The organism is Micromonospora sp. NPDC049175 (assembly GCF_043197345.1).
Classification (GTDB): Bacteria; Actinomycetota; Actinomycetes; order Mycobacteriales; family Micromonosporaceae; genus Micromonospora.
This window is the reverse complement of the sequence record NZ_JBICSY010000007.1, coordinates 118363-143469: the sequence shown is the minus strand read 5'-3', so window position 1 is coordinate 143469 and position 25107 is coordinate 118363. Positions and strand designations below refer to the sequence as shown.

Annotated in this window: 21 protein-coding genes and 2 tRNA genes; 14 read left to right on the top strand and 9 right to left on the bottom strand. The window is 71.4% G+C overall.

Annotation, left to right across the window (positions count from 1 at the left end; all coding sequences use genetic code 11):
* Window positions 1–42: 42 nt before the first annotated feature.
* Window positions 43–1392 carry a M16 family metallopeptidase gene (locus ACGFH8_RS26585; RefSeq protein WP_393372068.1) on the top strand — a complete coding sequence of 450 codons (1350 nt, stop codon included), beginning with the start codon at window positions 43–45 and terminating at the stop codon, window positions 1390–1392.
* 132 nt (window positions 1393–1524) lie between these two features.
* Entirely contained in the window at window positions 1525–2484 is a 960-nt protein-coding gene (gene nudC / locus ACGFH8_RS26580) for an NAD(+) diphosphatase (RefSeq protein ID WP_393372065.1), read from the top strand.
* 127 nt (window positions 2485–2611) lie between these two features.
* Here the strand turns inward: nudC and ACGFH8_RS26575 are convergent, their stop codons facing one another.
* The 3 genes from ACGFH8_RS26575 to ACGFH8_RS26565 form a co-directional block, all read right to left on the bottom strand.
* Window positions 2612–2887 (bottom strand): hypothetical protein, encoded by a 276-nt coding sequence (locus ACGFH8_RS26575; protein ID WP_393372062.1) that lies wholly within the window; start codon window positions 2885–2887, stop codon window positions 2612–2614.
* A gap of 210 nt (window positions 2888–3097) precedes the next feature.
* Window positions 3098–3337: a DUF397 domain-containing protein gene (locus ACGFH8_RS26570; protein ID WP_393372060.1), complete on the bottom strand. Its 240-nt coding sequence runs from the start codon at window positions 3335–3337 to the stop codon at window positions 3098–3100.
* A gap of 74 nt (window positions 3338–3411) precedes the next feature.
* The gene (locus ACGFH8_RS26565; protein WP_393372057.1) at window positions 3412–4392 is read right to left on the bottom strand and encodes a helix-turn-helix domain-containing protein; all 981 of its coding nucleotides are present in this window, start codon (window positions 4390–4392) and stop codon (window positions 3412–3414) included.
* A gap of 217 nt (window positions 4393–4609) precedes the next feature.
* On the opposite strand from ACGFH8_RS26565, the gene ACGFH8_RS26560 reads away from it, so the two are divergent.
* On the top strand, window positions 4610–5905 hold the full coding sequence (locus ACGFH8_RS26560) for an MFS transporter (protein ID WP_393372054.1): 1296 nt from the start codon (window positions 4610–4612) through the stop codon (window positions 5903–5905).
* Window positions 5906–5971: 66 nt separating this feature from the next.
* Here ACGFH8_RS26560 and ACGFH8_RS26555 read toward each other — a convergent pair whose 3' ends face one another.
* Window positions 5972–6214, bottom strand: a complete 243-nt coding sequence (locus ACGFH8_RS26555) for a mycoredoxin (protein ID WP_357066605.1) — start codon at window positions 6212–6214, stop codon at window positions 5972–5974.
* A 92-nt stretch (window positions 6215–6306) separates the two neighbouring features.
* Here ACGFH8_RS26555 and ACGFH8_RS26550 point away from each other — a divergent pair, with 92 nt between their 5' ends.
* From ACGFH8_RS26550 to ACGFH8_RS26540, 3 genes are all read left to right on the top strand, one after another.
* Complete coding sequence (locus ACGFH8_RS26550) at window positions 6307–8469, top strand: ATP-dependent DNA helicase UvrD2 (RefSeq protein ID WP_393372052.1); 2163 nt, start codon at window positions 6307–6309, stop codon at window positions 8467–8469.
* Between the two features lie 122 nt (window positions 8470–8591).
* A complete protein-coding gene (locus tag ACGFH8_RS26545) occupies window positions 8592–8840 on the top strand; it encodes a hypothetical protein (RefSeq protein WP_393372050.1) in 249 nt (82 codons plus the stop codon).
* Between the two features lie 129 nt (window positions 8841–8969).
* Entirely contained in the window at window positions 8970–9335 is a 366-nt protein-coding gene (locus ACGFH8_RS26540; RefSeq protein ID WP_328420094.1) for a WhiB family transcriptional regulator, read from the top strand.
* A gap of 295 nt (window positions 9336–9630) precedes the next feature.
* On the opposite strand, the gene ACGFH8_RS26535 is transcribed toward ACGFH8_RS26540, so the two are convergent.
* The 3 genes from ACGFH8_RS26535 to ACGFH8_RS26525 form a co-directional block, all read right to left on the bottom strand.
* The gene (locus ACGFH8_RS26535; protein WP_393372047.1) at window positions 9631–10977 is read right to left on the bottom strand and encodes an ABC1 kinase family protein; all 1347 of its coding nucleotides are present in this window, start codon (window positions 10975–10977) and stop codon (window positions 9631–9633) included.
* Window positions 10974–12086, bottom strand: coding sequence for a TOMM precursor leader peptide-binding protein (locus ACGFH8_RS26530; RefSeq protein ID WP_393372045.1), 1113 nt, complete (start codon window positions 12084–12086; stop codon window positions 10974–10976). The genes ACGFH8_RS26535 and ACGFH8_RS26530 overlap by 4 nt, the downstream gene beginning before the upstream one ends.
* A 215-nt stretch (window positions 12087–12301) precedes the next feature.
* On the bottom strand, window positions 12302–12472 hold the full coding sequence (locus ACGFH8_RS26525; RefSeq protein WP_167457767.1) for a DUF5679 domain-containing protein: 171 nt from the start codon (window positions 12470–12472) through the stop codon (window positions 12302–12304).
* Window positions 12473–12984: 512 nt separating this feature from the next.
* Here ACGFH8_RS26525 and ACGFH8_RS26520 point away from each other — a divergent pair.
* The gene (locus ACGFH8_RS26520; RefSeq protein WP_393372042.1) at window positions 12985–13515 is read left to right on the top strand and encodes a M48 family metallopeptidase; all 531 of its coding nucleotides are present in this window, start codon (window positions 12985–12987) and stop codon (window positions 13513–13515) included.
* 238 nt (window positions 13516–13753) lie between these two features.
* Window positions 13754–14362, top strand: coding sequence for a hypothetical protein (locus ACGFH8_RS26515; protein WP_393372040.1), 609 nt, complete (start codon window positions 13754–13756; stop codon window positions 14360–14362).
* A gap of 192 nt (window positions 14363–14554) precedes the next feature.
* On the opposite strand, the gene ACGFH8_RS26510 is transcribed toward ACGFH8_RS26515, so the two are convergent.
* Window positions 14555–15871, bottom strand: a complete 1317-nt coding sequence (locus ACGFH8_RS26510) for a zinc-dependent metalloprotease (protein ID WP_393372039.1) — start codon at window positions 15869–15871, stop codon at window positions 14555–14557.
* 115 nt (window positions 15872–15986) lie between these two features.
* Between ACGFH8_RS26510 and ACGFH8_RS26505 the strand changes: the two genes are divergently transcribed.
* The 6 genes from ACGFH8_RS26505 to ACGFH8_RS26480 all read left to right on the top strand — a co-directional run bounded on the left by ACGFH8_RS26505 (window position 15987) and on the right by ACGFH8_RS26480 (window position 22073).
* Window positions 15987–17000: a PDZ domain-containing protein gene (locus ACGFH8_RS26505; RefSeq protein ID WP_393372037.1), complete on the top strand. Its 1014-nt coding sequence runs from the start codon at window positions 15987–15989 to the stop codon at window positions 16998–17000.
* A gap of 96 nt (window positions 17001–17096) precedes the next feature.
* Entirely contained in the window at window positions 17097–20102 is a 3006-nt protein-coding gene (locus tag ACGFH8_RS26500; protein WP_393372034.1) for a UPF0182 family protein, read from the top strand.
* Window positions 20103–20288: 186 nt separating this feature from the next.
* The gene (locus ACGFH8_RS26495; RefSeq protein WP_393372031.1) at window positions 20289–20798 is read left to right on the top strand and encodes a SigE family RNA polymerase sigma factor; all 510 of its coding nucleotides are present in this window, start codon (window positions 20289–20291) and stop codon (window positions 20796–20798) included.
* Complete coding sequence (locus ACGFH8_RS26490; protein ID WP_393372029.1) at window positions 20788–21681, top strand: hypothetical protein; 894 nt, start codon at window positions 20788–20790, stop codon at window positions 21679–21681. The genes ACGFH8_RS26495 and ACGFH8_RS26490 overlap by 11 nt, the downstream gene beginning before the upstream one ends.
* A gap of 80 nt (window positions 21682–21761) precedes the next feature.
* A tRNA-Met gene (locus ACGFH8_RS26485) sits at window positions 21762–21835 on the top strand.
* A 161-nt stretch (window positions 21836–21996) separates the two neighbouring features.
* Window positions 21997–22073: transfer RNA gene (locus ACGFH8_RS26480), tRNA-Met, on the top strand.
* A 79-nt stretch (window positions 22074–22152) separates the two neighbouring features.
* Here the strand turns inward: ACGFH8_RS26480 and ACGFH8_RS26475 are convergent.
* On the bottom strand, window positions 22153–24966 hold the full coding sequence (locus ACGFH8_RS26475; RefSeq protein ID WP_393372027.1) for a BTAD domain-containing putative transcriptional regulator: 2814 nt from the start codon (window positions 24964–24966) through the stop codon (window positions 22153–22155).
* Window positions 24967–25107 lie beyond the last annotated feature (141 nt).

The following is a 25107-nucleotide window of genomic DNA, read 5'->3' as shown; positions in this document are numbered from 1 at the left end:
GCCGGTCCTGCGAGCCCCGCAGTCGCGAACGAAGGTGACACAGTGAGCACGACGACCACCACCGCTCCCACCGGGCCGCGTACGCTGCCCCCGCTCGGCCCGACCCGCAAGCTCAAGGTGCCCAAGCAGGCCGAACGCACCCTGCCCAACGGCCTCACCGTGATCGCCGTACGCCGGCCCGCCGTGCCGCTCGTCGAGCTGCGGCTCTGGGTCCCGTTCGGCCGGGTCCACCTGGCCCGCGGCGCGATGCTCTCCCAGACGATGCTGTCCGGCACCGAGTCGATGACAAGTGTGCGGATCGCCGCCGAGTTGCAGAAGGTGGGCGGCGGGCTGTCCGCGGGCGTCGACCCGGACCGGCTGATGCTCTCCGGCGCCAGCCTGGTCACCGGCCTGGACCGGATGCTGGAACTGATGGCCGAGGTGCTGACCAACGCCAACTACCCCGGCGACGAGGTGGCCACCGAACGGGACCGGCTCGTCGACCGGATTCAGGTGGCGCAGAGCCAACCGGCGCACCTGGCCCGGGAGGCGCTGCTGAAGCGGGTCTACGGCCGGCACCCGTACGCGACGCAGACCCCGGAACCCGGCCAGATCCGCGCCGTCCGACCGGCGGCGCTGCGCACCCTGCACTCGGAGCGGGTGCACCCGGCCGGTGCGCAACTGGTGGTGGTTGGCGACGTCCAGCCGGAGAAGGCCCTGGACGCGGCCGAGCGGGCGCTCGGCGGCTGGGCCGGCGCCGGGCGCGTCGCGGAGCTGCCGGCGACGCCGCCGCTGGAGCCGGGGCCGCTGCTGCTCGTCGACCGACCCGGATCGGTGCAGTCCTCGTTGCGGATCGCGCTTCCGGCGGTGTCGCGCACCGACCCGGACCACGCCCCGCTGCAACTGGCCAACCTGATCTTCGGTGGCTACTTCTCCTCCCGTTGGGTGGAGAACATCCGCGAGGACAAGGGCTACACGTACGGCCCGCACTCGGGCATCGAGCACTCCGTGGCCGGGTCGGTGCTCGTCGCCTCCGCCGAGGTGGCCACCGAGGTCACCGGCCCCGCGTTGCTGGAGACGACGTACGAGCTGGGTCGGTTGGCGTCGCTGCCGCCGAAGCCCGAGGAGTTGGAACAGGCCCGCCAGTACGCCCTGGGCACCCTCCAGCTCGGCATGTCTACCCAGGCCGGGCTGGCCGCGTTGACGAGCGCGTACGCGGGCAACGGGCTGCGTCTGGACTTCCTGGCCGAGTACGCCGCGAGGTTGGCGAAGGCGAGCGTCGACGACGTCGCGCGGGCGGCGGCACGTTACCTGGCGCCGGCGCGGGCGGCGATCGTGGTGCTCGGCGACGCCGAGCGGGTCACGCCAGGGCTGGCCGCGCTCACCACGATCCATACCGAGCCGGTGTCGTGAGCGAACGCAGCGGGCCGTCTCGCGGCGGCGCGGAGCGAAGCGGAGCGCCGGCGTGAGCGAGCGTAGTGAGCGAACCATGAGGCACAGCAGCGGGCCGTCTCGCGGCGGCGCGGAGCGAAGCGGAGCGCCGGCGTGAGCGGGGAGGCCGCGCCGCCGTTGGCCCGGTCCACCCTGGATCGGGCGGCACACCGGCGGGGCGACTCGCAGTGGTTGACCGAGGCGTGGCTGCACGCCCGGGTGCTGGTGCTCGACTCGTCCGACGAGGGCCGGACGCTGGCCCGCGCCGACACGTCGCCGCCGGCGCTGGTGCTGTTCTCCGCGGCCGACGCGCCGGCCGGGTCGGAGTCGACGGCGATGTTCCTCGGTGTCGAGCCGGACGGGGTGCCGGTCTTCGCGGTCGACGCGCCGCTGCCGGAGGTGCCGGGGACCCGGGCGGTCCATCTGCGCGAGGTGGGCCACCTGCTCGCCGACCGGGAGGCCGGCATCCTCACCACCGCGTTGGCCCTGGTCAACTGGCACACCCGGCACGGTTACTCGTCCAGCACCGGGGCGCCGACCGCCATGGACGAGGCCGGTTGGTCCCGGGTGGACCGCAACGGGGGGCGGGTCTGGCCGCGTACCGACCCGGCGATGATCGTGCTGGTGCACGACGGCGTGGACGGCCCGGACGGGCGCTGCCTGCTCGGCAACAACGCCAGTTGGGCGGGCACCCCGGACGGCCGGCGCTACTCGTGCCTGGCCGGCTACGTCGAGCCGGGCGAGTCGGCGGAGGCCGCCGTGCTGCGCGAGGTCCGCGAGGAGGTGGGCGTCGGGATCGAGCGCATCGGGTACGTGGGCAGCCAGGCCTGGCCGTTCCCCGGCTCGCTGATGTTGGGCTTCCTGGCCACCGCGAACCCGACCGACCCGGTGCGGGTCGATCCGTCCGAGATCGCGTACGCCCGGTGGTTCACGCGCCGGGAGATCGGGGCGGCGCTGGCCGGGCAGACGGTCGACGTGGGTGACGGGGCTCGGCTGATCCTGCCCCCGCCGTCGTCGATCGCGCTGTTCCTCATCCACCGCTGGCTGGACGGTTGGGTGGACGCCGACAGGTGAGCACGGTCCCGGCCTGTGGCCGCCGTTGCCGCGGCGGTCACAGGCCGGGAACACGGGCCGTCGTGGTCGGCGGGTGCGTGGAACGCGGCGGGGGAGCCGGTCCGACCACGACGGACGTGGGGTGACATCAGGTGCTGGTGCGGCGTGGTCTGCTCCGGAAGGCGGGCCGGGGCTCGTTCAGCGGCAGGACCTTCACCCGTTGCCTGCCGGAGCGGACCGCGCCTACCGCGGCCAGGGCGCGAGCCAGCAGCAGCGCGGCGTCCCGGTCCTCGGCGTGCACGATCTGCCGTCGCGGCTCGGGCGCGGTCGTCTCGTCGCGGAGTCGGTGGCCGTCCGCCCAGGCGGCGGCGATGTCGCCGTCGGCGACGGCGCGAATGTCGGTGCGAACGATCAGGAACCGCATGAGGGTCTCCGGATGAACCGCGACGGATGAGCCAGTGTGGAAGTTCCACGTACCGTCGGCCATGTTACGCCGCGTAAACATCCCAGCAACGCAAACTCGCCTATCGGTTCTGAGCCTCGTCCGATCATCCGATGCCTGCTCAGCGGCCTTGCACCCAAAAAAAGACGGGGCCGCCGGCAGTATGCCGACGGCCCCGCCCCGGTCACCGGGTCAGTTCAGATCGAACTGGCCGCCCTTGGCTCCGGAGATGAAGCCGAGCCATCCGGCCCGATTGAACAGCAGCACCGGGCCGCCTCGGTCCTTGCTGTCGCGCAGCGCGACGGCGGACGGGCCGGTGCCCAGTGGGGCGACCTCGACGCAGTTGGAGGTCTGGCTGCGTGTGCTGGTACGCCACGGGGCGTCCGCCAACGAGCGGGCGGAGACGGACGGCGTGTTGCGGATGTCGTTCATGGTTCTGCTCCTGGTGTGAACCGATCCGATGGGACGAGTGGTGTCGCACGCCCCGACGGATGGGCCCCCGTGGATCACCGTTCCGTCAGCCGCCCCGAATCCCGGCGGCGTTGGGTCGGCGCCGTTGCCGGCCCGAACGCCACTGTGGATGGGGGCACCGCCTCGGTCAGCCGTCCCGTCGACTCGATCAGCCAGGAGAGGGTTTCCGAGGCGGTTAGTGCCGCCGTGCATAGCCACTCGAACACCACTTTATAGCTATTTAGCGGGATTACCTCGGTCGACATGACGTCGGTGAACCCCCCTTCGATGGCCAATGTCTCCGGATCGAGCGGATCGGCGAACCGGTAGACGGAGAACGCGGTCGGCGGAAGGTACCAATTGCCGACCGGGGTGTCCCGCAACAGCACGTGCAGCGTCACGTTGGGCAGGAGGGCCAGCTCACAGAGCTGGACCAGTTGCTCGTGCAGCACCTCGGGCGGCCCGGCTCGATTACCGAGGGCCGCCTCCTCCAGGACCGCCGTGTAGCGCGGCGCGTCCGCCTCCCGGTTCAGCAGCGACTGGCGGGCCATCCGTGCCTGCACCTCGGTGTCGATGTCGTCGCCGGGCTCCGGTTCACCGGCGCCCGCGCCCACCTCGCGCGCCGAGAGGATCCGCATCTTCGCGTACCCGGGGGTCTGCAACAGGCCCGGCACCAGCACCGGGTTGTACTCGGAGATCTCCGCGCAGCCCGCCTCCAGCTCGGCCCAGCTACGCTGCTGTTGCGTCATCACGGGGAAGTTCTTCAACCAGCCCCGCATGTCGCCGGCCTCGCCGGCGATGCCGAGCAACTCCGTGTGCAGTGCCTCGTCGGCCCCGTAGAGGGCCAGCAGGACGGCGACGTCCTGCGGGTCGGGTCGGCTGCGGCCGTTTTCGAGGCGAGACAGTTTGGACGCCGACGCCCAACCGATCCGCTCGATGACCTGATCGCCGGTGAGGCCCGCGGCCTCGCGCAGGCGGCGCAGTTCTAGGCCCAACCGTCGTCGACGCATGATCGGGCTGGGTGCGGCAGGAGGCACAGTGTCCTCTTTCCCGTCGACCGCCGCAGACGCGACGGTAACTGTATGAAATTCGCCCCCCACGGCCAGTATGGACGGCGCGACCGGCGTCGGAGGTTCCGGCGGGGGCGTGTCTTGCGAAAAAGGGACCACGGGAATGTCAGATGACGACGGACCCACGGTCGCAGCCCCCCTCGACCACGCCCACCCGGGCACGCCACCCCCGCCGGAGGGACCCATGCGCACCGTCCTGCGCCGACCCGACTTCCGCCTGCTCTTCGGCGGTCTGCTGGCCAGCATGACCGCCGAGTCGATTCTGCTGCTCGCGCTCGCCATCTGGGTCAAGGACCTGACCGGCTCCAACGGGCTCGCCGGCGGCACGATCTTCGCCGTCGTCGCCCCGATGACGCTGGCGCCGGTGATCGGCTGGTTCATCGACCGCTACCCACGCCGACCGTTCTTCGTCGCCGCGAACGTGGCCACGGCGGCACTGCTCACCCCACTGTTCACCGTCGCGGACGCGGGTGACGTCTGGGTCGTCTACCTGGTGGCGGCCCTGTACGGGCTGTCGTCGATCACGCTCGGCGCGGCGCTGAGCGGGCTCATCCGGGAGTTGGTGCCCGTCGAGCTGCTCGCGGAGGCGAACGGCGTGCTGCAGACCGTACGGCAGGGGATGCGGCTGATCGGTCCGCTGGCCGGCGCGGCGCTCTACGCGGCACTCGGCGGGTGGGCGCTGGCCGGGATCGGCATGGTCGGATTTCTGACCGCGGCGGCGGTGGTGACCGCCCTACCCACCCCGCAACAGGTGCCGGCGACCGCGCGACTGCGCTGGCCGGCCGAGTTGGGCGCCGGCCTGCGGCACCTGGCCGGCGAGCCGGCCCTGCGTCGGGCCCTGCTCGGCTACGGGCTCGGGTCACTGGTGATGGGCTTCAGCGAGTCGCTCATCTTCGCCTACGTCGACCAGGGGCTGAACCGCGACGCCGCGTTCGTGGGTGTGCTGGTCACCGTGCAGGGCGTCGGCGGGCTGCTCGGCGGGCTCTGCTCACCGGCGCTGGTCCGCCGGCTCGGAGAGGTCGGCACACTTGCCGCAGGTGTCGCCTTCTTCTCCCCGGCCGCGCTCGCGCTCGCGTACCCCGATCTTCGGCTCGCCTTCGTGGCGGTGCTGCTGGCCGGCGTCTCCCTCCCCCTGACGATGGTGGGGCTGCACACGCTGATCCAGCGCCGCACCCCGCCGCCACTTGTCGGCCGGGTCGCCGCGGCCACCCAGGCGGTCGTCAGCGGGCCGCAGGCGCTCTCCATCGGGGCGGGCGCGTTACTTGTCGGTTTCCTGGACTACCGGATGCTGTTCGCGCTGGTGGGGATGGCCACCCTGGCGGCCGGCAGTTACCTCTGGCGGGGCCGGCACCTGAGCGCCCCGCCCGGCACCCGCCCGCCCACGCCGTCGACCCGTCCGACCGGCCGGAGAGTCCCCGCGCCCCGGCGACCCGCCGAGCGGCAGGTGTCGACAGGCACCCACCGGCGGCCGTCCGGGTGACGGATACCGGACACGACGAGCGGCCGCCCCGAGGGGGCGACCGCTCGTCGAGAGTGACCCGGCCGATCAGGCGTCGAGGGTCTCCAGGTGTTGCTTGACCTGGGTGATCGAGGGGTTCGTCAGGGCGCTGCCGTCGGCGAAGCGCAGCGTCGGCACCGTCTGGTTGCCGCCGTTGACGCTCATCACGAACTCCGCGGCCTTCGGGTCCTGCTCGATGTCGACCACCTCGTACCCGATGCCCTCCCGGTCGAGCTGCGACTTCAGCCGGTGGCAGTAGCCGCACCAGGGGGTGGAATACATCGTCAGCATCCTCGGATCCTCCAACTCCTCCGGCCGCGGCTTGCGGATCAAGCCGAGGCTGTTCGCTGCAACGTTAGGGGGAGCTGAGATGATTCCTGGTTGTGGCGGTTCACTCAGCGTCGGAACAGGTGCTCGCCGGGCTGGACCCGGAGCAACGCTCCGCCGTGACCGCACCCGCCGGCCCGGTCTGCATCCTGGCCGGCGCCGGCACCGGCAAGACCCGGGCGATCACCTCCCGGATCGCCCATCGGGTGCTTTCCGGTGAGATCTCCCCCCGACACGTGCTCGCGGTCACCTTCACCGCCCGGGCCGCCGCCGAGATGCGGAGCCGGCTCACAGTCCTCGGGGTGGGCGGCGTGCAGGCCCGCACGTTCCACGCGGCGGCGCTGCGCCAGGTGCGGTACTTCGCGCCCCGGCTGCTGTCCGGCCGCGCCATGCCCGAGCTGCTGGACAGCAAGGTACGGCTGGTCACCCTCGCCGCCGCCCGGGTCGGCCTGCGCACCGACCGGGCCGCCGCCCGGGACCTGGCCGGTGAGATCGAGTGGGCCAAGTCGTCACTCGTCGAGCCGAGCGACTACGTGGTGTCGGCGGCCCGGGCGCTGCGCGACACACCGCACGAACCGGCGAAGGTCGCCGACGTGTTCACCGCGTACGAGCAGCTCAAGCGCTCGAACGGGGTGATCGACTTCGAGGACATGCTGCGGGCCGCGGTGTGGGGCATCGAGGAGCATTCGGACGTCGGCGAGCAGGTCCGGGGCCAGTACCGGCACTTCGTCGTCGACGAGTACCAGGACGTCAACCCCCTCCAGCAGCGACTGCTCGACGCTTGGCTGGCCGGCCGCAACGACCTGACAGTGGTCGGCGACGCCAGCCAGACGATCTACTCGTTCACCGGGGCGACCTCGGCGTACCTTGTCGACTTTCCCCGCCGGCACCGGGGCGCCACGGTGGTCCGCCTGGTCCGCGACTACCGCTCCACCCCGCAGGTGGTCGGGCTGGCCAACGCGGTGATCGCCCAGGCCCGGGGCACCGAGGCGCGGCTGCGGCTGGAGCTGAGCGGGCAACGCCCACCCGGCCCCGAGCCGGACCTGCGGATCTTCACCGACGAGCCGGCCGAGGCGAACGCGGTGGCCGCGCGCTGCCGGTCGCTGATCGACACGGGTACGCCGGCGAAGGAGATCGCCGTGCTGTTCCGGGTCAACGCGCAGTCCGAGGCGTACGAGAAGGCGCTCACCGAGGTCGGCGTGCCCTACGTCGTGCAGGGCGCGGAGCGGTTCTTCGAGCGGACCGAGGTGCGCCAGGCGATGGTCGCGCTGCGCGCCGCCACCCGGTCAATTCCGGGGGAGACACCGCTGCCGGCCGCCGTCGTCGAGGCGCTCACCGCGGTCGGCTGGGCTCCGGACGCGCCCCCGGCCGGCGGCGCCGCCCGCGAGCGGTGGGAGGCGCTGTCCGCGCTGGTCCAGCTCGCCGAGGAGTACGCGGCCACCCCCGAGGTGGTGCCGATCGGCGAGGCCGCGTCGGTGGAACGCCCCGTCACCCTCTCCGACTTCACCGAGGAGCTGGCCCGGCGCGCCGCCCAGCAGCACGTACCGACTGTGGACGGGGTGACCCTCGCCTCGCTGCACTCGGCCAAGGGGTTGGAGTGGGACGCGGTCTTCCTGGTCGGTCTCGCCGAGGGCACCCTGCCCACCACGTACGCCAAGAGCGTCGAGCAGGTCGAGGAGGAACGCCGGCTGCTCTACGTCGGCATCACCCGCGCACGGCAGTGGCTCTGGCTGTCGTACGCCGCCGCGCGCTCGCCGGGCGGACGAGCCCGGCGGCCCTCGCGGTTCCTGCCCCAGCTCGACCGCTCCGGCGGCACCGAACGGGCGAGCGGCGCCGGTCCGGCCCGCCGCCCCGAGCGACGACGCACCCAGATCGTCTCCTGCCGGATCTGCGGCGCCACCCTGCTCGCCGGACCGGACCGCAAGCTCGGCCGCTGCCCCACCTGCCCGTCCGACATCGACGACGAGCTGCACGAGCGGCTGCGCGAGTGGCGGCAGCGGGTGGCCGGTGCGCAGAAGGTCCCGGCGTACGTGGTCTTCACCGACGCGACACTTGTCGCGTTGGCCGAGCGGCGGCCCGGCCGGCCCGAGGAGTTGATCGCCATCGCCGGTATCGGCCCCCGCAAGCTGGGCCTCTATGGGGAGTCGGTGCTCGCTCTCGTGGACGGCGCGGGGGTGGACGACGTCTGCCCGGAGAAAACTTTCGAAATCCAGTCGTAAATTCGTTTGCCCTCGCCCCGGCGCGAGGAATAGCCTCAGGACACACCACGCGAGCGGCGCCATTCCGGCTGCTCACGAGGGTTGGTCCAGTCGATTCGAGGAACGTGAGGGAGGTGGCACCCGTGAAGATCTTCACCTATGAGCGTCTGGCGGCGATGCCGTCTGTCCACGCTCCGTTGTCGGCTGTCCGGGTGGCCCTTGTGGCCGCACGACCGTCGGTTCCGCAGGTGCACCAGGTTCAGGCCGAGCTGATCCTGACCGTCGCGCCAGCCGGAGTCGAGGGGACCAGTGGCTCCACTGGCAATGGCATCCCGGTCGCCATGAAGCGCACGGATGTCCGCGGCGTTCCGCCTCGAGGTAAACCGGTCTGACCATCAGACACCGGCTCACCTCGAGGCCGCGGAACCCGATTACCGGGATCCGCGGCCTCAGTTTTTTGCCCGCCGTAGTACGTCGGAATGCGATCCACGAGATCGAAGTGAGAGAGAGGTGACCGGGAGATGAGTCTGGCGTTGGCCCCCCTCGACGTGAGCGTCGAGATGGAGGCGAACCTGCCCTGCCGGAAGTTCGACCCCGACCTGTGGTTCTCCGACTCGCCTGCCGAGCTCGAGCTGGCCAAGTCGCTCTGCGGGGACTGCCCGCTGCGCGTCGAGTGCCTGGCCGGGGCGGTGGAGCGAGCGGAGCCGTGGGGCGTCTGGGGCGGCGAGATCTTCGAGCGTGGCGCGGTTGTTCCGCGTAAGCGGCCCCGTGGCCGTCCACGTAAGGAGGACGTCGCGCGTGACGCCGAGCTTCGGGTCGAGGCCGAGGCGCGCTTGGCGGCCAGTGGGCTGTCCGAGGTGCGTGGCGCGGTCCGGCTGGCAGCCTGACATGTTCCCGACCCGTACCAACTACGCCGGTGGCACACCGGCAGTGAGCGAGAAGACGATGTTCAACCTCCCCAACGGAGCGTTCGAGATGCAACTACTCCACGAAGCGTTGTCCCGGGCTCGAATGCGTCGGCCTCAGGCCGGTCGTACCACCACGAGCACTGAGGCAACCCGATCCGCCCGTACCGTCGCTATGAACAGCCGCCACCAGACGGCTCGTGACCTGGGCGTTCTCTAGTACCACTCCGATCCGGAAAGGGCGGGCGCCGATCGGCGCCCGCCCTTTCCGGCGTGGTCAGGCGACCGGCGCGAAACCGGGCAGCCAGCGTTCCAGGATGCTTCGGTACGGGGCCTTCGCCTCCAGCTGGCAGAGCACCCCGATCGAGCCGAGCGTCACCCGGTGGATCAGCAGGTACGACGGCGGCAGGTTGAGCTGCCTGCTCAGCTGGTAGGTGGGGGAGCGGGGGCTGGCGAGTCGGCCCGCCTCGCCCCGCAGCCAGGCCCGGGTGAACCGGAACCCGTCCGCCGCGATGGGCTCCAGCATCGGACGAATGAAGTCCAGCACCCCCTCGGCGTCGATCTCCTCGGTGGCGCCGATGAAGCCCTCTGACCGCAGGCCGGCCACCACCTCGTCGGCGTTGCCGCGCAGGGCCATCGCGGCGATGCGGCCGATCGGCTCCGGTGTGCCCTCCGGCATCCGGGCCACCGCACCGAAGTCGATCACCCCGAGTCGGCCGTCGGGCAGCATCCGGAAGTTTCCCGGGTGCGGGTCGGCGTGCAGCAGCCCGGCCCGCTGCGGCGCGGAGAGGTGCAGGGTGGCCATCAACCGGCCCGCCTCGTCCCGCTCCTCCTCGGTGCCCTCCCGGATGATGTCGGCCAGCGGGGTGCCCGTCACCCACTCGGTGACCAGCACCCGGGGCGCCGCGTTGATCACCTTCGGGATGTAGATCTCCGGGTCGTCGGCGTACGCCTCCGCGAAGGCGCGCTGCGACTCGGCCTCCAACTCGTAGTCCAGCTCCTCGGTGATCCGCTCCCGCAGCTCGACCAGGAGTGGCTTGACGTCCAGGCCGGGCTGGATGGCCCGGAACATCCCGCCCAGGCGGGAGAGCTGCTTCAGGTCGGCGAGCAGCGCCTCTCCGGCCCCGGGATACTGGATCTTGACAGCCACGTCGCGGCCGTTCGGCGAGCCCGACTCGTCGAGCCCCGGCTCGCGCCACCGTGCCCGGTGCACCTGGCCGATGCTGGCCGCGGCCGCCGGGACGTCGTTGAACTCCACGAACCGGTCCCGCCAGTCCGGGCCGAGCTGCTCGGCCAGCACCTTGTGCACGCTGGCGACCGGCAGCGGGGGCGCCGCCTCCTGGAGCTTGGTGAGCGCCTGGCGGTAGGGCGCGGCGATCTCCTCCGGCAACGCGGCCTCGAAGACCGACAACGCCTGGCCGAACTTCATCGCCCCGCCCTTGAGCTGGCCCAACACGCTGAAAAGCTGCTCGGCGGTGCGCTGCTGGATCTCTGCGGAGATCACGTCGGAGGCGATTCCGGTGACGCGCTTTCCCATGCCGAGAACGGTCCGACCGGCGAAGCCGAGCGGCAGGGCGGCGAGCTTGGCGGTGCGGGACACGGCGCGGCGCGGGATGTCGGTCACCCGGTCATTGTTACCGACCGGAGGGCCCCGCTGCTGCTCTGCGGCCGGGCTGGTGCGGACACTCGCCCCCGCGAGCACTCACATGCCGGATGTGGCGGCCAGTCCCGACGACGAAAACGGCCCGCGCCGATGATCTCCATGGCCGCGCCCAGCGTCTCTGGCTGCCCGCCGTCGAGCTGTGTCAGTGCCTCGGCCAGCGCGTACCCGATGGCCGCGAGCAGCGTCCCGGTCGCACCGGCGGCCACCGGGTCCGCGGCGGCGAGTTGGGCGGCGAGCCGCGGCCAGTCCGGGTCGCGGTCGGCCCGGTGCAGCTCGACGCAGTGCAGGCAGGGTCCGGCGGGTGGGCAGACCAACGGCCCGATGACCGGTACGCCCCCGCGCAGGGTGACCAGCAGGTGTGGCTGCCGGCGCTGAGCGAGACCGGCGGCGAGCAGCGCGGGCGGCCGATCCGCGCCGAGTTGGATCACCAGGTCCACCCGGCCGGCCCGGACCGGCTGGGTGCCGGTACCCGGCGCGGTGCGCTCGACGGCGGCCCGCACCGCCGGGGCCAGCGGATGGCCCAGCTCCGTGGCGGGAATGCCGGTGCCGACCAGGTCGACGGGGCGCACCGGGCCGGTGAGGAGGGGGACCACCTGCCCGACGCCGGCCTGCGCCAACGCCACCGTCAGCGGCCCGCCGAGCGCCCCGGCGCCGGTGAGCACGACTCGGGCGACCCGTCGTCGACGCAGGACCTGGGCAGGGGTGCCGGGCAGCCGGGCGGCGGCCAGAGCCAGCGCGCCGGCCTCCGCGGTGAGCCGGGCGCGGGCGGGGCCGGCCAGGTCACGGGGGAGCAGGCTGTGCGCGGGCACCAGCAGCCCGGCCGCACGCAGGGCGTCGAGCAGGGTACGCGCGTCCTCGCTGGTGACCTGGGCGGCGGCCGCCCGAGCCAGCACGGCGCGCTCGCTGTGGGTGCCGTCGAGCAGGTCGAGCAGGTGGGCGGCGCGCGGGTTGGCCAGCTCCAGCAGCACCGCCGGCCCGGGGCCTACGCCGAGCTGGAGGGTGTGTCTGTCACGCCAGAGCCGGTTGAGACCGGGCAGCAGCGTGGGGCGGGGCAGAACAGTGCGGCTCATGGTCACCAATCGTGACCACATCTTCGCACTCGGTCGATCGTTGTCCACAGGCGCGCAGGCCTCTGTCCAGCGTTGTCCACAGGCTTTGCTGGGTTATCCACAGCCTGTCGACGAGGTTGTCAGCCACCCGACAGCGCGTCGGCGACCCGCCTACCTCGGAGGCGGCGACGGGGCGGGGTGGCCACCGGCCACTCCGCCCCCGCCACTCGTACAGGTCAGACCTTGGCCTTGCCCAGGATGCGGTTCACTGTTGTTCCGCATACCGGACACTTGCCCTTGGCCATGTTCATTCCGGTCTTCGAGACCTCCACGTGCCCCTCGAAGTCCCGCTTCTCCTTGCACTTCACGCAGTAACCGTTGTAGGTCGTCTGGGCCTGGTCGGCCACGGTGCCCTCCTCGTCTCGTCCGCCGGTCGATGCCGTCCCGGCGGGGTGCCCGGCGGCGGGCCCACGGGGCGCCGGCGCTGGGTCTCACTCCACGGCCACCTTCGTGACCGCTGGTCCGCGGACCCTACCCAGGTCTGGGCGGTTCCATGTCAGCTGTGCATCGACACTGTGAGCTAGTCGACGTCGAGAGTGTGCATGGCGAAATAGGTCGGATAAGTCAGTTTGGCGGGGACACGCCGACCAAACCCCCACAGACACCCGTGCGAGTGCCCCCGCGAGGGCATTCGGCATCGTGATCACCTACGGTGGGGAGGTGCCGCGTACCGGCGCCATCGGTGTTCACGAAGGGTGACGAGATGGTGCGGTGACGTCGCGGCCAAGAAATTTTCGGGACGCCTAGCGACCAATCACCACTTTCCGGGCGTGTGTCGGGTGGTTGACCCTTGCGGACCCCTGGTCAGTACGCATTAGCTTTCCTTCGTGACACGTAGCCGAGGCTGCGCGGGCCAGTGATGGCGGGGACGCGCAAGCCGGTCGTCGAGGTGCGGCGCAGCCAGCGTCGGCGACGCACGGTGTCCGCGTACCGTGACGGTGAGCGAGTCGTCGTCCTCATCCCGGACCAGTTCTCCCGGGCCGAGGAGAGCGAGTGGGTCGACCGGATGCTCGCCCGGCTCGCCGCCCGGGAGGGGCGCCTGGCCCGCTCCGACGCCGAGCTGCTGGCCCGCGCCAACCGGCTCATCGACCTCTACCTCCCCGGGTACGCCACGAAGGCCGTGCCGGCGAGCGTCCGATGGGTCACCAACCAGAACGGCCGATGGGGCTCGTGCACACCTGCCGACCGCAGCATCCGGATCTCGCACCGCGTCCAGGAGATGCCCGACTGGGTGATCGACTACGTGCTGCTGCACGAGCTGGCACACCTGATCGTGCCCAGCCACAACGCCCGGTTCTGGTCGTTGGTCGGCCGCTACCCCAAAGCCGAACGCGCCCGCGGCTACCTCGAAGGTGTCGCCGCCGCCTCCGGCGCCCCGCTCTCCACCTGACCGGCCTAGATCAACTCAGCTTCCTGATACCCGCGCTGTCGATGCCACCCGGACACCGCGCTTTTCAGGAAGCCGAGTCGATCGAGCCGGGTACGGGCGGCCGTGCGGGGCGGCCGGCCGTGCGGGGCGGCCGGCCACTGCGGGACGGGCGGGCGTGCGGGACGGGCGGGCGTGCGGGGCGGCCGGCCACTGCGGGACGGGCGGGTAGGTCGGCGCCGCGGGGCGCTAGGGTCGGGGCATGGCGCGACGGGTGGTGGTGGCGTTGCTCGGGCCGGTGCACTGGTCGCCGCCGGGCGTCGACCTGGCCGAATGGCGAGCAGCTCTCGCGGAAGACGTCATCGACCTGTTCGCCACGCTCAACGAGGTGGAGGTCGCGGTCGCGGTGACCCCGGCCGACCGGGCGCTGGCCGATGCGCTGGTGTGGCCCGGCACGGCGGTGTACGAGGTGGCCGAGCCCACGCCGAACGCCGTGTTCGCCGCGCTGGAGGGGTACGACCAGGCCGCCGTGCTGGTCAGTGACGTGCCTGACCTGCCCGCACTGACCGTCGGCAAGCTGCTCCGCCCACTCACCACGCGGCCGGTCGCGGTGGCGCCGGTCGAGGGTGGCGGTCCGGGTCTGCTCGGGGTCGCGGTACGACTGCCCGCGCCGGACTGGCTGCCGACGCTGGGCCTGGACACGGCGACGCCGGCCGAGGCGCGGGCCAACGCCCCGCGCCCGGGTGACGTGGCGGTCACCACGGGCTGGCGCCGACTGCGCGGCCCGGCTGACCTGGCGACGCTGGATCCCGCCTTCGAGGGGTGGGAGGCGACCCGCGCCCTCCTGTCCGGGTCGGGTCGACCCGGCTGAACCGTCAGCCTGCCCCGACACCGTCAGCCTGCCCCGACACCGTCAGCCTGCCCCGACACCGTCAGCCTGCCCCGACACCGTCAGCCTGCCCTGACGCCGTCAGCCTGCCCCGACACCAGACCCGCGCCGGGCACCCGGGTGCCCGCTGTCGATCTCGCGGGCATCCCGGGGTGAGCCGTCGTCGTGTGGACGTCAGGACTTGGCGTCGTCCTCGCCGTCGGTCTCGTCGGACGGACCGGGCTGACCTGACTGGCCCAGTTGACCGGGGGCCTTCTCCTCGGCCCCACCAGGAGCGGTGAAGTCGAAGGTGTCCAGCTCGCTCAGGTCCATGTCGTTCATCGCGAAGGCGACCGGGTCGGCGAAGTCGTCGTCGGAGGGGAGCAGGTCCGGGTGGCCCCAGACGGCGTCTCGGCCTTCGATGCCGCGGTGCTCGGTGAGCGCGGCCCAGAGTGCGGCGGCCTCGCGGAGTCGACGTGGGCGCAGCTCCAGGCCGACGAGTGCGGCGAAGGTCTGCTCGGCGGGGCCACCGGCGGCCCGGCGGCGGCGGAACGCCTCGCCCAGCCGGACGACGTTGGGCAGCCGGTCGCTGGCGGCGCTGTCCACGACGTGGCAGACCCAGCCCTCGACCAGGGCGAGTGCGGTCTCCAGTCGGGCCAGGGAGGCCTTCTGTGCCGGAGTGTCCTCCGGGGTGAAGATGCCCTCCAGGGCGATCGCCTGCATCGACTCCGGGTCGGTCGGGTCGACCCGGCCCATGGCCTCCTCGATCGCCTCCCGGTTGACGCGGATGCCCGAGGCGTACATCTCGACCGCGCTGAGCACATGCCCGCGCAGCCACGGGACGTGCTGGAACAGCCGCTGGTGGGCGGCCTCGCGCAGCGCCACGTAGAGGCGGACCTCGTCCTCGGGAAGTTCCAGGCCCTCGCCGTACGCCCGGATGTTGGCCGGGATGAGGGCGGCCGTGCCGGCCGGGCCGAGCGGCAGCCCGATGTCGCCGGCGGAGAGCACCTCCGCGGCGAGCGAGCCGAGCGCCTGGCCGAGCTGGCCGCCGAAGAGCGCACCGCCGAGGGTGGCCACCATCGACTGCATCGGGCCGAGCTGGGCGCGCGCCTCCGGTGGCACCAGGTCGCCCATGGCGCCGACCATCCGGCTGGCGACCGGGTCGCAGAGCTTGCGCCACACGTCGAGCGTCTTGAAGATCCACTCGTTGCGGTTCCAGGCCACCGGTGACTGGATGCCCGACGGCCAGGACGAGGCCGGCTCCAACCACAGGTCGGCCAGGCGCAGCGCTTCCTCGACCGCGTTGCGCTCGAACGGTGACACCGCCGGGTCGCCGGCGGCCGCGAGCTGGCTGGCCGCTACCTGCCGGGCCAGGTCCCAGTTGACCGGACCGCTGCCCGGCGCGGAGAGCAGGTGCTGCAACTGCGACATGAACTGCTGCATCTGCGCGGGATCGTTGGGGTCTGGTGGTTGCCCACCCGGGAGCGCGAAACCGAACGGAATATCAGGCACGACGTCTACGGTACGCGGACCGCGCCCCAGGTCGCCGTCGCTGGCGTTGCGCTGAGGGCGAAGTCGCGTGGCGCATCCGACAGGAGGCGTCCGGCCGGTCGGTACGCTCTGCGGCATGAGACGTCGTGGCCTGACGGTCCTGCTCGGTGCCCTGTTCACCGCCCTGCTGAGCATCGGGGTGCTGCGGGTGCCGATCCCGTACGTGGTACTCGGCCCCGGTCCGACGGTCAACACCCTCGGCACGGCCGACGGCAAGGAGGTCATCCAGGTCTCCGGGCGGGAGACCTCGACCTCCGCCGGCCAGTTGCGGCTGACCACGGTGGGGGTGCAGCCCACGGTGCGGTTGCGGGGGGCGATCGCGGGCTGGTTCTCCGACGACGAGGCGGTGGTGCCGCGAGAGCTTGTCTACCCGCCGGGGGAGTCGACCGAGCAGGTCGAGCAGCGCAACGCGGAGGACTTCAAGGCGTCGCAGACGAGCGCGGAGACGGCCGCGCTGCGGGAGTTGGGCTTCCCGGTGCAGGTCGTGATCAAGACGGTGGCGGGGGACGGTCCGGCGGCCGGGGCGCTGAAGGCCGGCGACGTGATCACCTCCGTCGACGGTCAGCCGGTGCCGGTGGCCGCGAAGGTCACCGAACTGGTCCGGGCCAAGCCGGCGGGCACGGCGTTGGCGATCGCCTACACCCGCGACGGCGCGCCGGCCACGGCGACGGTGACGAGTCGTGAGCAGGACGGCCGACCGCGGATCGGTGTGGAGATCGATCAGCAGCAGCCGCACCCGTTCACCCTCGGCATCGACCTGGGGGACATCGGTGGGCCGAGCGCCGGTCTGATGTTCGCCCTGGGGATCGTCGACAAGCTGACCCCGGCCGATCTCACCGGCGGCCAGATCATCGCCGGCACCGGCACCATCGACGACGAGGGCACCGTCGGCCCGATCGGCGGGATCGCCCAGAAGTTGGTCGGCGCGAAGCGTGCCGGCGCGAAGGTCTTTCTGGTGCCGGCGGACAACTGCGCCGAGGCCGTCCGCAATCCGCAGCCCGGTTTGCCGCTGCTGCGGGTGGGCTCCCTGGACGAGGCGATGACCGCGTTGGAGACGTTGCGCGCAGGGGGTCAGCCGACCCGTTGCTGACCGGTGTGACCGTGCCCCGACACGCTCAGGAACACCCCGTACTCTGGGTGCCTGGTCGGAGCCGATCACATCGAGCGTGCGGAGCCAACAGTGGTCATGCGTAGCAGCAGCCCCCTTCCCAGGATGAGCCGGCGCGGGCGCGTCACCATCGCTGTCCTGGTCGGGGTGTTCGTGCTCTTCACCCTGCTCGGCTGGGGTGTCCAAGCATGGACGGACTGGCTCTGGTTCGACGAGGTCCGCTACACCGAGGTCTTCACAGGTGTGCTGGTGACCCGACTGTTGCTCTTCCTCGCCGTCGGTCTCGGCATGGCGGTGGTCGTCGGTGGCAACCTGTGGCTGGCCCATCGGTTGCGCCCGCGACTGCGTCCGCACTCGGTGGAGCAGGCGACGCTCGAGCGTTATCGGATGGCGCTCAGCCCGCGACTGGGCACCTGGATCGCGCTTACCGCCGCGGTGGTCGGGCTCTTCGCCGGCCTCTCCGCACAGAACCGGTGGACCCAGTGGCTGCTCTTCCGCAACGGCGGTGACTTCGGGGTCAAGGACCCGGAGTTCGGGGTGGACATCGGCTTCTACGTCTTCCAGTTGCCGTTCTGGCGTTACCTGCTCGGGGTCGCCTTCACCGCTGTGGTGCTGGCCGTGATCGGCGCGCTGGCGGTGCACTACCTCTTCGGCGGGGTCCGCCTACAGGGCGTCGGGGACCGGATGAGCAACGCGGCCCGCGCGCACCTGAGCAGCCTGGTCGCGGTCTTCGTGCTGTTGAAGGCCATCGCGTACGTGCTGGACCGGCGGGCCATGCTGCTGGAGTACAACGAGGGCGCCAAGTTGTACGGCGCCGGCTACGCCGACGTCAACGCGCTGCTGCCGGCGAAGGAGATCCTGGCCTACATCTCGATCGTGGTGGCGATCGCGATCGTCGTGTTCTCCAACGCCTGGATGCGGAACCTGGTCTGGCCGGGGATCTCGCTGGCGCTGCTCGGTGTGTCCGCGGTGGCCATCGGCGGCATCTATCCCTGGGCGGTGCAGACCTTCGAGGTCAAGCCGAGCGCCAAGGACAAGGAAGCGCCGTACATCCAGCGCAGCATCGACGCGACGCGGGCGGCGTTCGGGTTGGGGGCCACCCAGACGACCCCGTACGCGGCGAACAACCTCACCCCACCGGGCAACCTGGCCACCGACACCTCGGTGGTGTCGAACGTGCGGCTGCTCGACCCGCAGTTGGTCAGCGAGACGTACACCCAGCTTCAGCAGGTGCGTGGTTTCTACGACTTCGGCCCCAAGCTGGACATCGACAGGTACGGGGTGAACGGCAAGGTCTCCGACTACGTGGTCGGCGTCCGGGAGATCAACTACGGCGAGCTGACCGACCAGCAGAACACCTGGATCAACCGGCACACCGTCTACACCCACGGGTACGGGCTGGTCGCCGCCCCGGCCAACCAGGTGGTCTGTGGTGGGCAGCCGTTCTTCGTCTCCGGCTTCCTCGGGGAGAAGACGCAGGAGGCGTGCTCCTCGCAGACCGAGCAGATCCCGGCCAAGCAGCCGCGCATCTACTACGGCGAGCGGATGGCGGCCGACGACTACGCGATCGTCGGTCAGGCCGACCCGAACAAGAAGGCCGAGTTCGACAGGCCGGTCGGCGAGGGCGGCGGCGAGTCCTACACCTACACCGGCGAGGGCGGCGTCAAGATCGGGTCCTTCACCCGGCGGCTGCTGTACGCCATCAAGGAGCAGGAGTCCAACTTCCTGCTCTCCGAGGCGGTCAACAAGGACTCCCGGCTGCTCTACGTGCGTAACCCGCGGGACCGGGTGGAGAAGGTCGCGCCGTTCCTCACGCTGGACGGCGACCCGTACCCGGCGGTGGTCGACGGTCGGGTGCAGTGGATCGTCGACGGCTACACCACGGCGGCCACCTACCCGTACGCCGAGCGGGTCAACCTGCAGACCGAGACCACCGACGAGTTGACCAACCGGGGCACCTTCCAGCTGGCCCGGGAGAACGTCAACTACATGCGCAACTCGGTGAAGGCCACCGTCGACGCGTACGACGGCACCGTGAAGCTCTACGAGTACGACGACACCGATCCGGTGCTCAAGGCCTGGAACAAGGCGTTCGGTGGTGACCTGGTGCTGCCGAAGGCGGACATCCCGGCCGAGCTGACCGAGCACCTGCGCTACCCGGCGGACATGTTCAAGGTGCAGCGCAACCTGCTCACCAAGTTCCACGTGACGAACCCGGGCGACTTCTACTCCGCACAGGACTTCTGGCAGGTGCCGACGGTGCCGGACGCTCCGGACAGCGGTCAGAAGCAGCCCCCGTACTACCTGTTCACCCAGTTCCCCGGGCAGGAGAGCCCCCGGTTCCAGCTCACCGCGGCGGTCACCCCGAACGGCCGGCAGAACCTGGCCGCGCTGATCTCCGGGTCGTACGTCGGCGGGCAGCCCCGGCTGGAGGTGCTGGAGTTGCCGGATCAGACCCGGATCTCCGGCCCGGTGCAGGTGCACCAGCAGATGACGAACAACGCCAACATCCGCCAGCAGCTCAACCTGCTCTCCAGCAACCAGGCGCAGGTGCAGTACGGCAACCTGCTCTCGCTGCCCTTCGCCGACGGCATGCTCTACGTCGAGCCGGTCTACGTGAAGAGCAACCAGCAGGACGCGTACCCGCTGTTGCAGAAGGTGTTGCTCTCCTACGGCGACGGTGGCTCCTTCGTGGCGCTGGCCGACAACATCAACGACGGCATCAAGCAACTGGTCGAGCAGGGGAAGAAGGCCGGGCAGGGCACGTCGCCGCCCCCGACGACCGGGGGTAACCCGACGACGCCGACAACCCCGACGCCGGGGCCCAGCGGGACCGCCACGCCGACGCCGACGCCGAGCAATCCGCCGCCGACAGGTGACCTGGCCGTCGCCGCGGACCGGGTGCAGACCGCGATCACCGAGGTACGGGCCGCGCAGACCTCGGGTGACTTCGAGCGGTACGGCCGCGCGCTCAAGACGCTCGACGAGGCGCTTACCGCGTTCCAGCAGGCGCAGCAGGCCGCCGGAGCACCCAGTGGCAGCGCCCCGCCGTCGCCGAGTGGCAGCCCGAGCGCGGGCGGCTGACCGCACTCGCCCGGAGCGCCTCTCGGAGCCCCCGTCGTCGGACCATCCCGGTCCTGGCGACGGGGGCTCCGCCGTCGTTCCGCCGGCTGCCCGGCTGTGGTCGCGCCGAAAGGTTGGGCCGGACCGCAACCGGCGACACCGTCCGGCCGTCCTCAAGTCGACGGGGTGGAACGAGGGGGAACAGTCGTGCGTGACGCGCAGAGCTTCGATGACTTCTACCGCAGCACCGCGCGGCGGATGGCGAGGTACGGCTGTGCGGTCGCCGGTGACCACGGTGAGGCGCAGGACCTGGTGCAGGAGGCGTACGCCCGGGCCTGGCGGCACTGGGGGCGGCTGGCGGGGCATCCCGCGCCGGAGGCGTGGCTGCGGCTTGTGGTGTCCCGGTTGGCGACCGACCGCTGGCGGCGGCTGCGTTCCCTGCGCGGCGCGTTGCGGTTGGCGGGCCCCCCACCGGCGGTGGGACCGCCCACCGAGGACAGCGTGCTGCTGCTCCAGGCCCTGCGCCAGGTGCCGGCGAACCAGCGGCAGGCGTTGGCTCTGCACTACCTGTTCGACATGTCGGTGGAGGAGATCGCCCACGAGGTCGGCGTGCCCGCCGGCACGGTGAAGTCCTGGCTTTCCCGGGGCCGGTCCCGGCTCGCCGCGTTGCTGCCCGATCTCGCAAGCGTGAACGTGGAGGCCAACGATGTCGCGTGAACTTTCCGACTGGTACCAGCACCTCGCCGCCGACGCCGACGCTGGCGAGGTGGGCGTTCCCGGCGAACTGCGGCGGCGGGCGGACCGGAGGGCCCGGCTGCGTGCGGTCGGGGGCGCCCTCGCCGTGGCGATGCTGGCGGGCGGTGTGGTGATCGGCACCCAGGTGGTGGCCATGCCGCCGCCGGCGCCCGTCGGCCCGCCGGCCGACACGCCGACGATCCCCACGCCGAGTGTCAGTGCCGGCCCGCCGTCGCCGACCACGTCCGGCCGACCTCCGGGTACGACCCCCGCGTCTCCGGGACGTATTGCTGGTGGCATTCCGGATCGGGCGTTCTTCACGCTCGCACCTGCCAACCAGACCGGCGTAGCGCCGGAGGACCGGGATCTGGCCGCGTTGCCGGGCCTGTGCGGCGCCCGCATCCCGAGCGAACCGATCCTGCACCGGCGAAGCCGGTCGCTGGTCTACAAGCTGCCGAAAACGCCCCAGGGAAACGGCCCGGACGGCACCTACACGCAATCCATCACGGTCTACGGGTCCGGGCGAGCCACAGTCGTGCTGGAGGAGCTGCGGCAGGCGGTGCGCGACTGCCCCGAGCAGCCGCAACTGCCCTTCCAGGTCCCGCAGGTGTTGAGTCGGCAGCGGCTACTGGGCGACACCGGGTACGGCGACGAGTCGGTGCTGTTCGAGCTGCGGAAGCCGGCTCAGGACATGAACGGCGACCCGATCGGTGGGGAGGAGGTCCGGCTGGTCCGGGCCATCCGGGTGGGCGACGTGGTGACAATTCTCTGGGAGAAGGGCTCGGGAACCGGGTCCAGCTCGCGGACGCAGGTCGACACGGACAGCCGCCGCGCGGTCGCCGCCATCGAGGCCTGGCTCGACTGACCGGCGCCGGACCGCGATCCGGCGGATTCGGATGTCGTTTTGCGGGGCGCGGGGGTGGTGCGCTACGGTTAGCGAGCCGACGCGGGGTGGAGCAGCTCGGTAGCTCGCTGGGCTCATAACCCAGAGGTCGCAGGTTCAAATCCTGTCCCCGCTACGAGATACATCGAAAGCCCGTTTCCGGTTCGCCGGAGGCGGGCTTTCGACTTTCCCGACGTCCGCCGCTGCTCGGAAAGTCGAGCGAATGTCCGCTCGCTGGCGTCAGCGGTGACCCCGCTGATCATCGCCGAACGGCATGGGTTAGGGTTAACCAGTCGACGCGGGGTGGAGCAGCTCGGTAGCTCGCTGGGCTCATAACCCAGAGGTCGCAGGTTCAAATCCTGTCCCCGCTACCACACCGGCAAGGGCCCGGTTCCAGAAACTTCTGGAACCGGGCCCTTGCTCGTAGTCGGGTAGGGCCGCCGCTCAGCAGAGCTACGTGCTGTTGCGGATGGCAGCCGGCGGCCTCGGCGTCGGCTCCGCCATGATCGCCTGAATCTCGTCGTCGTCGACGTACCCGCAGTCGCGGAGGACTTCGAGAGCCGACTGCCAGTGCGACCGGGCCTGGAGACGATCACCCAGGGCGTCCAGCGCAAGACCGAGCCCCCACAACTGCTCGGCCTCCCCGAAGCGATTGCCGCACCGCCGCAGGACGAGCAGGCCCTCCTGGAAGATGGCGACCGAGTCACCGGGACGCCCGATCAGCCGGACGCAATCCGCGAGCGCGCCCAGCGTGAGGCCCAAGCGGTAGTCGTCACCCAGGGAGCGGAAGATCTCGATCGCCTGCTCGCAGGCGGCAACCGCGTTGGTGTGTCGACCGAGACGGCGCTCGACCACGGCGAGATTCTGTAGGGCGCGTGCCTCGTGGTTACGGTCGCCGAGAACATTGAACAGGGCGATGCACCGCTCGTGGCAGCGCACGGACTCGGCCAGGTCACCTCGCATCCGGGTGAGGATGCCGAGGTTGTTGAGCACCTTGGCCGTGTGGTGCTGGTCGTTGAGCCCTTCCCACAACTCCAGGGCGGTGCGGAACTCAGCAAGGCTTTCGTCGAGTTGGTTGGTCTGCCCGTACGCCATGCCGAGGTGGTTCCGCGCCAACGCCTCCACCTCCAGCTGGCCCGAGGTTTCCGCGGCCCGAATCGCGATCCGGTCGAGGCGGATCATCTCGGGCCAGTGGTCGCGGATCGCGAGGGCCGGGTAGGCCAGGAGGGCGAGGCGGGCGGCGCTGGCGGTGAGTTCCGGCCGGGCCGCCAGGCTCGCCATGACATCGGGCAGGTGCGGTGCGTTGGCGTCGATCCACTCCGTGGCGGCCTCCTGGTCGGGCAGGCTGAACCCCGCAGGGTGGGTGGGAGCCGGGTCGACCTGGAGGTCTGCGGGTTCGTTCGGATCGAGAAGGCACCTGGCCTGCTCGGCGACCGAGAGGTAATGGGCCAACGCGCGACTGAGGGCAGCCCGCCGATCGGCGTCGGTGACGTGACGCTCGGCCTGCTCGCGGGCGTAGAGGCGGATCACGTCGTGCATCCGGAAACGATTCGGCGCCGGCGAGTCGACCAGGCGGGCGTCGACGAGCCGCTCGATGGCGGCCTCGGTGGCGGTGAGCGTGCTCCCGGCGAGTGCCGCGGCGAGAGCGAGGTCGAATTCGGGTACGCCGAGCAGGCCGAGGAACGGGAACCCGCGTGTCGCGTCGCTGCCAGCGCCCCGCAGGCCGACCGCCAGGCTGGCGCGCATGCTCAGGTTGTCGACCTGCAGCTCGTCCAGGCGGCGTTGTTCCTGGCCGAGGCGGTCGGCGATCGCCTGGATCGTCCAGGACGGGCGGGCTATCAGCCGGGCGCTCACGATCCGCAGGAGCAGCGGAAGGTGCTCGCACAGGTTGACGACCATGTCGGTGGCGGCCGGTTCGTCCAACACCCGCTGCTCGCCCACCAGTCGGCTGAGCAGAGTGACCGCGTCCTCGGTGGTCAGCGGTCGTAGCCGAACGAAACGCGTGCAGTCGAGTGTCGACAGCACCGATCTGCTGGTGACAAACGTGGCACAACCGGGCCCCGACGGCAGCAGGGCCCGGATCTGCTCCGGGGACACGGCATCGTCGAACAGCAGCAGAAGCCGCTTGCCGGCCAGCAGTGAGCGCCACAGCGCGGTCGCGTCCTCAAACTGCGCGGGCACCGCACTGCCCGCGACGCCGAGCTGCCGCAGCCAGCGACCGACGATCGCGGACGGCTCCAGGGACGGCACCCCGACGCTCGCGCCCTGGAGGTTGATGTAGAGCTGACCGTCCGGGAACGAACTGGCGACCCGGCTGGCCACGTGCAGAGCGAGGGCGGATTTTCCGACCCCGGCCACTCCGTCCACGGCGACCAGTGGCGGGTGGTCGTTGCGGCGGTCGAGCAACGCCGCGCAGAGCGCCGCCACCTCCTCGTCGCGCCCGGTGAACTCGGGTGGTGGTGCGGGGAGCTGGCGCGGTGTCGGGTGGGTCAGCTCCGGCCCGCCCAGCCCGCTGGCGGCCGGTGTCGCGTCGATGCCGAGTAGTTGCTGGTATAGGCCCTGAAGCTCCTGACTCGGGTCGATGCCCAGCTCGGTGGCCAGCCGGGCGCGGAGCTGGTCGTAGAGGCGGAGGGCGTCGGCCACCGCGCCGTTCGCGCCGAGCGCGCGGATCAGCAGCGCGTGCAGTGGCTCGTCGAACGGGTGGGCGTCGACGAGGCGTTGCAGGTGTCGTACCGCCACCGAGGGGTCGCCCACCCGCAGGCAGAGGTCGGCCAGGTCGCGCGCGGCGGCCCGCCGCTCGCGTTCCAGGGCGACCACCATCGGTGCGTTGTGCAGCCAGCTCGCCGCCGAGCCGAGGACCGGGCCTCGCCACAGGTCCAGGGCGCGGTCCAGGGCGGCTATCCGCTCGCTCTCGGTGCCCGCCGCGCCGTGGACGACCAGGTCGCGAAATGCCGCGGTGTCCACATCGCAGCGCGGGGTGCGCAGGAGATAGCCGTCATCGGCCCGCTCCAACGTGACGCGGTCGGCGAACCGGTCGCGTAGCCAGGCGCGGAGCCGGTAGACGCTCGTGTGCAGTGCGGCCTGACTGCCCCGGTCCGGGCCCCAGATCAGCTCGACGAGCTGGTTCGGACTCACCGGCTGGTTCGGCGACAAGGCCAGCACGCCGAGCAACATGCGCGGCCCCGGGCCGGGGAGCGCAACCGTGCTGCTGCCCATGCTGACCCGCAGCGGCCCCAGCACGGCCACGGAAACGACGTCCTCCTGCATCGACGAAATTCTAAGCCGGGCACCGGCGTACCCGTTGGCCCGAGAGCCCCGCTCCCGGCACGGCTCCCGAACCTCGGTCATCCCGCGAGCTTGGCTGTCAGGTCGCTGTGAGCGGTCTGTGAGATCCCGGATGCCACGCTG

Excerpts from the sequence above, each read along its gene's own strand:
- ACGFH8_RS26475 (WP_393372027.1), bottom strand. The coding sequence starts at position 24,966 with ATGCAGGAGGACGTCGTTTCCGTGGCCGTGCTGGGGCCGCTGCGGGTC.
- ACGFH8_RS26505 (WP_393372037.1), top strand. The coding sequence starts at position 15,987 with ATGAGACGTCGTGGCCTGACGGTCCTGCTCGGTGCCCTGTTCACCGCC.
- ACGFH8_RS26515 (WP_393372040.1), top strand. The coding sequence starts at position 13,754 with ATGGCGCGACGGGTGGTGGTGGCGTTGCTCGGGCCGGTGCACTGGTCG.
- ACGFH8_RS26570 (WP_393372060.1), bottom strand. The coding sequence starts at position 3,337 with ATGAACGACATCCGCAACACGCCGTCCGTCTCCGCCCGCTCGTTGGCG.
- ACGFH8_RS26500 (WP_393372034.1), top strand. The coding sequence starts at position 17,097 with ATGCGTAGCAGCAGCCCCCTTCCCAGGATGAGCCGGCGCGGGCGCGTC.
- ACGFH8_RS26490 (WP_393372029.1), top strand. The coding sequence starts at position 20,788 with ATGTCGCGTGAACTTTCCGACTGGTACCAGCACCTCGCCGCCGACGCC.
- ACGFH8_RS26540 (WP_328420094.1), top strand. The coding sequence starts at position 8,970 with ATGAGTCTGGCGTTGGCCCCCCTCGACGTGAGCGTCGAGATGGAGGCG.
- ACGFH8_RS26560 (WP_393372054.1), top strand. The coding sequence starts at position 4,610 with ATGCGCACCGTCCTGCGCCGACCCGACTTCCGCCTGCTCTTCGGCGGT.
- ACGFH8_RS26575 (WP_393372062.1), bottom strand. The coding sequence starts at position 2,887 with ATGCGGTTCCTGATCGTTCGCACCGACATTCGCGCCGTCGCCGACGGC.
- ACGFH8_RS26520 (WP_393372042.1), top strand. The coding sequence starts at position 12,985 with ATGGCGGGGACGCGCAAGCCGGTCGTCGAGGTGCGGCGCAGCCAGCGT.
- ACGFH8_RS26530 (WP_393372045.1), bottom strand. The coding sequence starts at position 12,086 with ATGAGCCGCACTGTTCTGCCCCGCCCCACGCTGCTGCCCGGTCTCAAC.
- ACGFH8_RS26555 (WP_357066605.1), bottom strand. The coding sequence starts at position 6,214 with ATGCTGACGATGTATTCCACCCCCTGGTGCGGCTACTGCCACCGGCTG.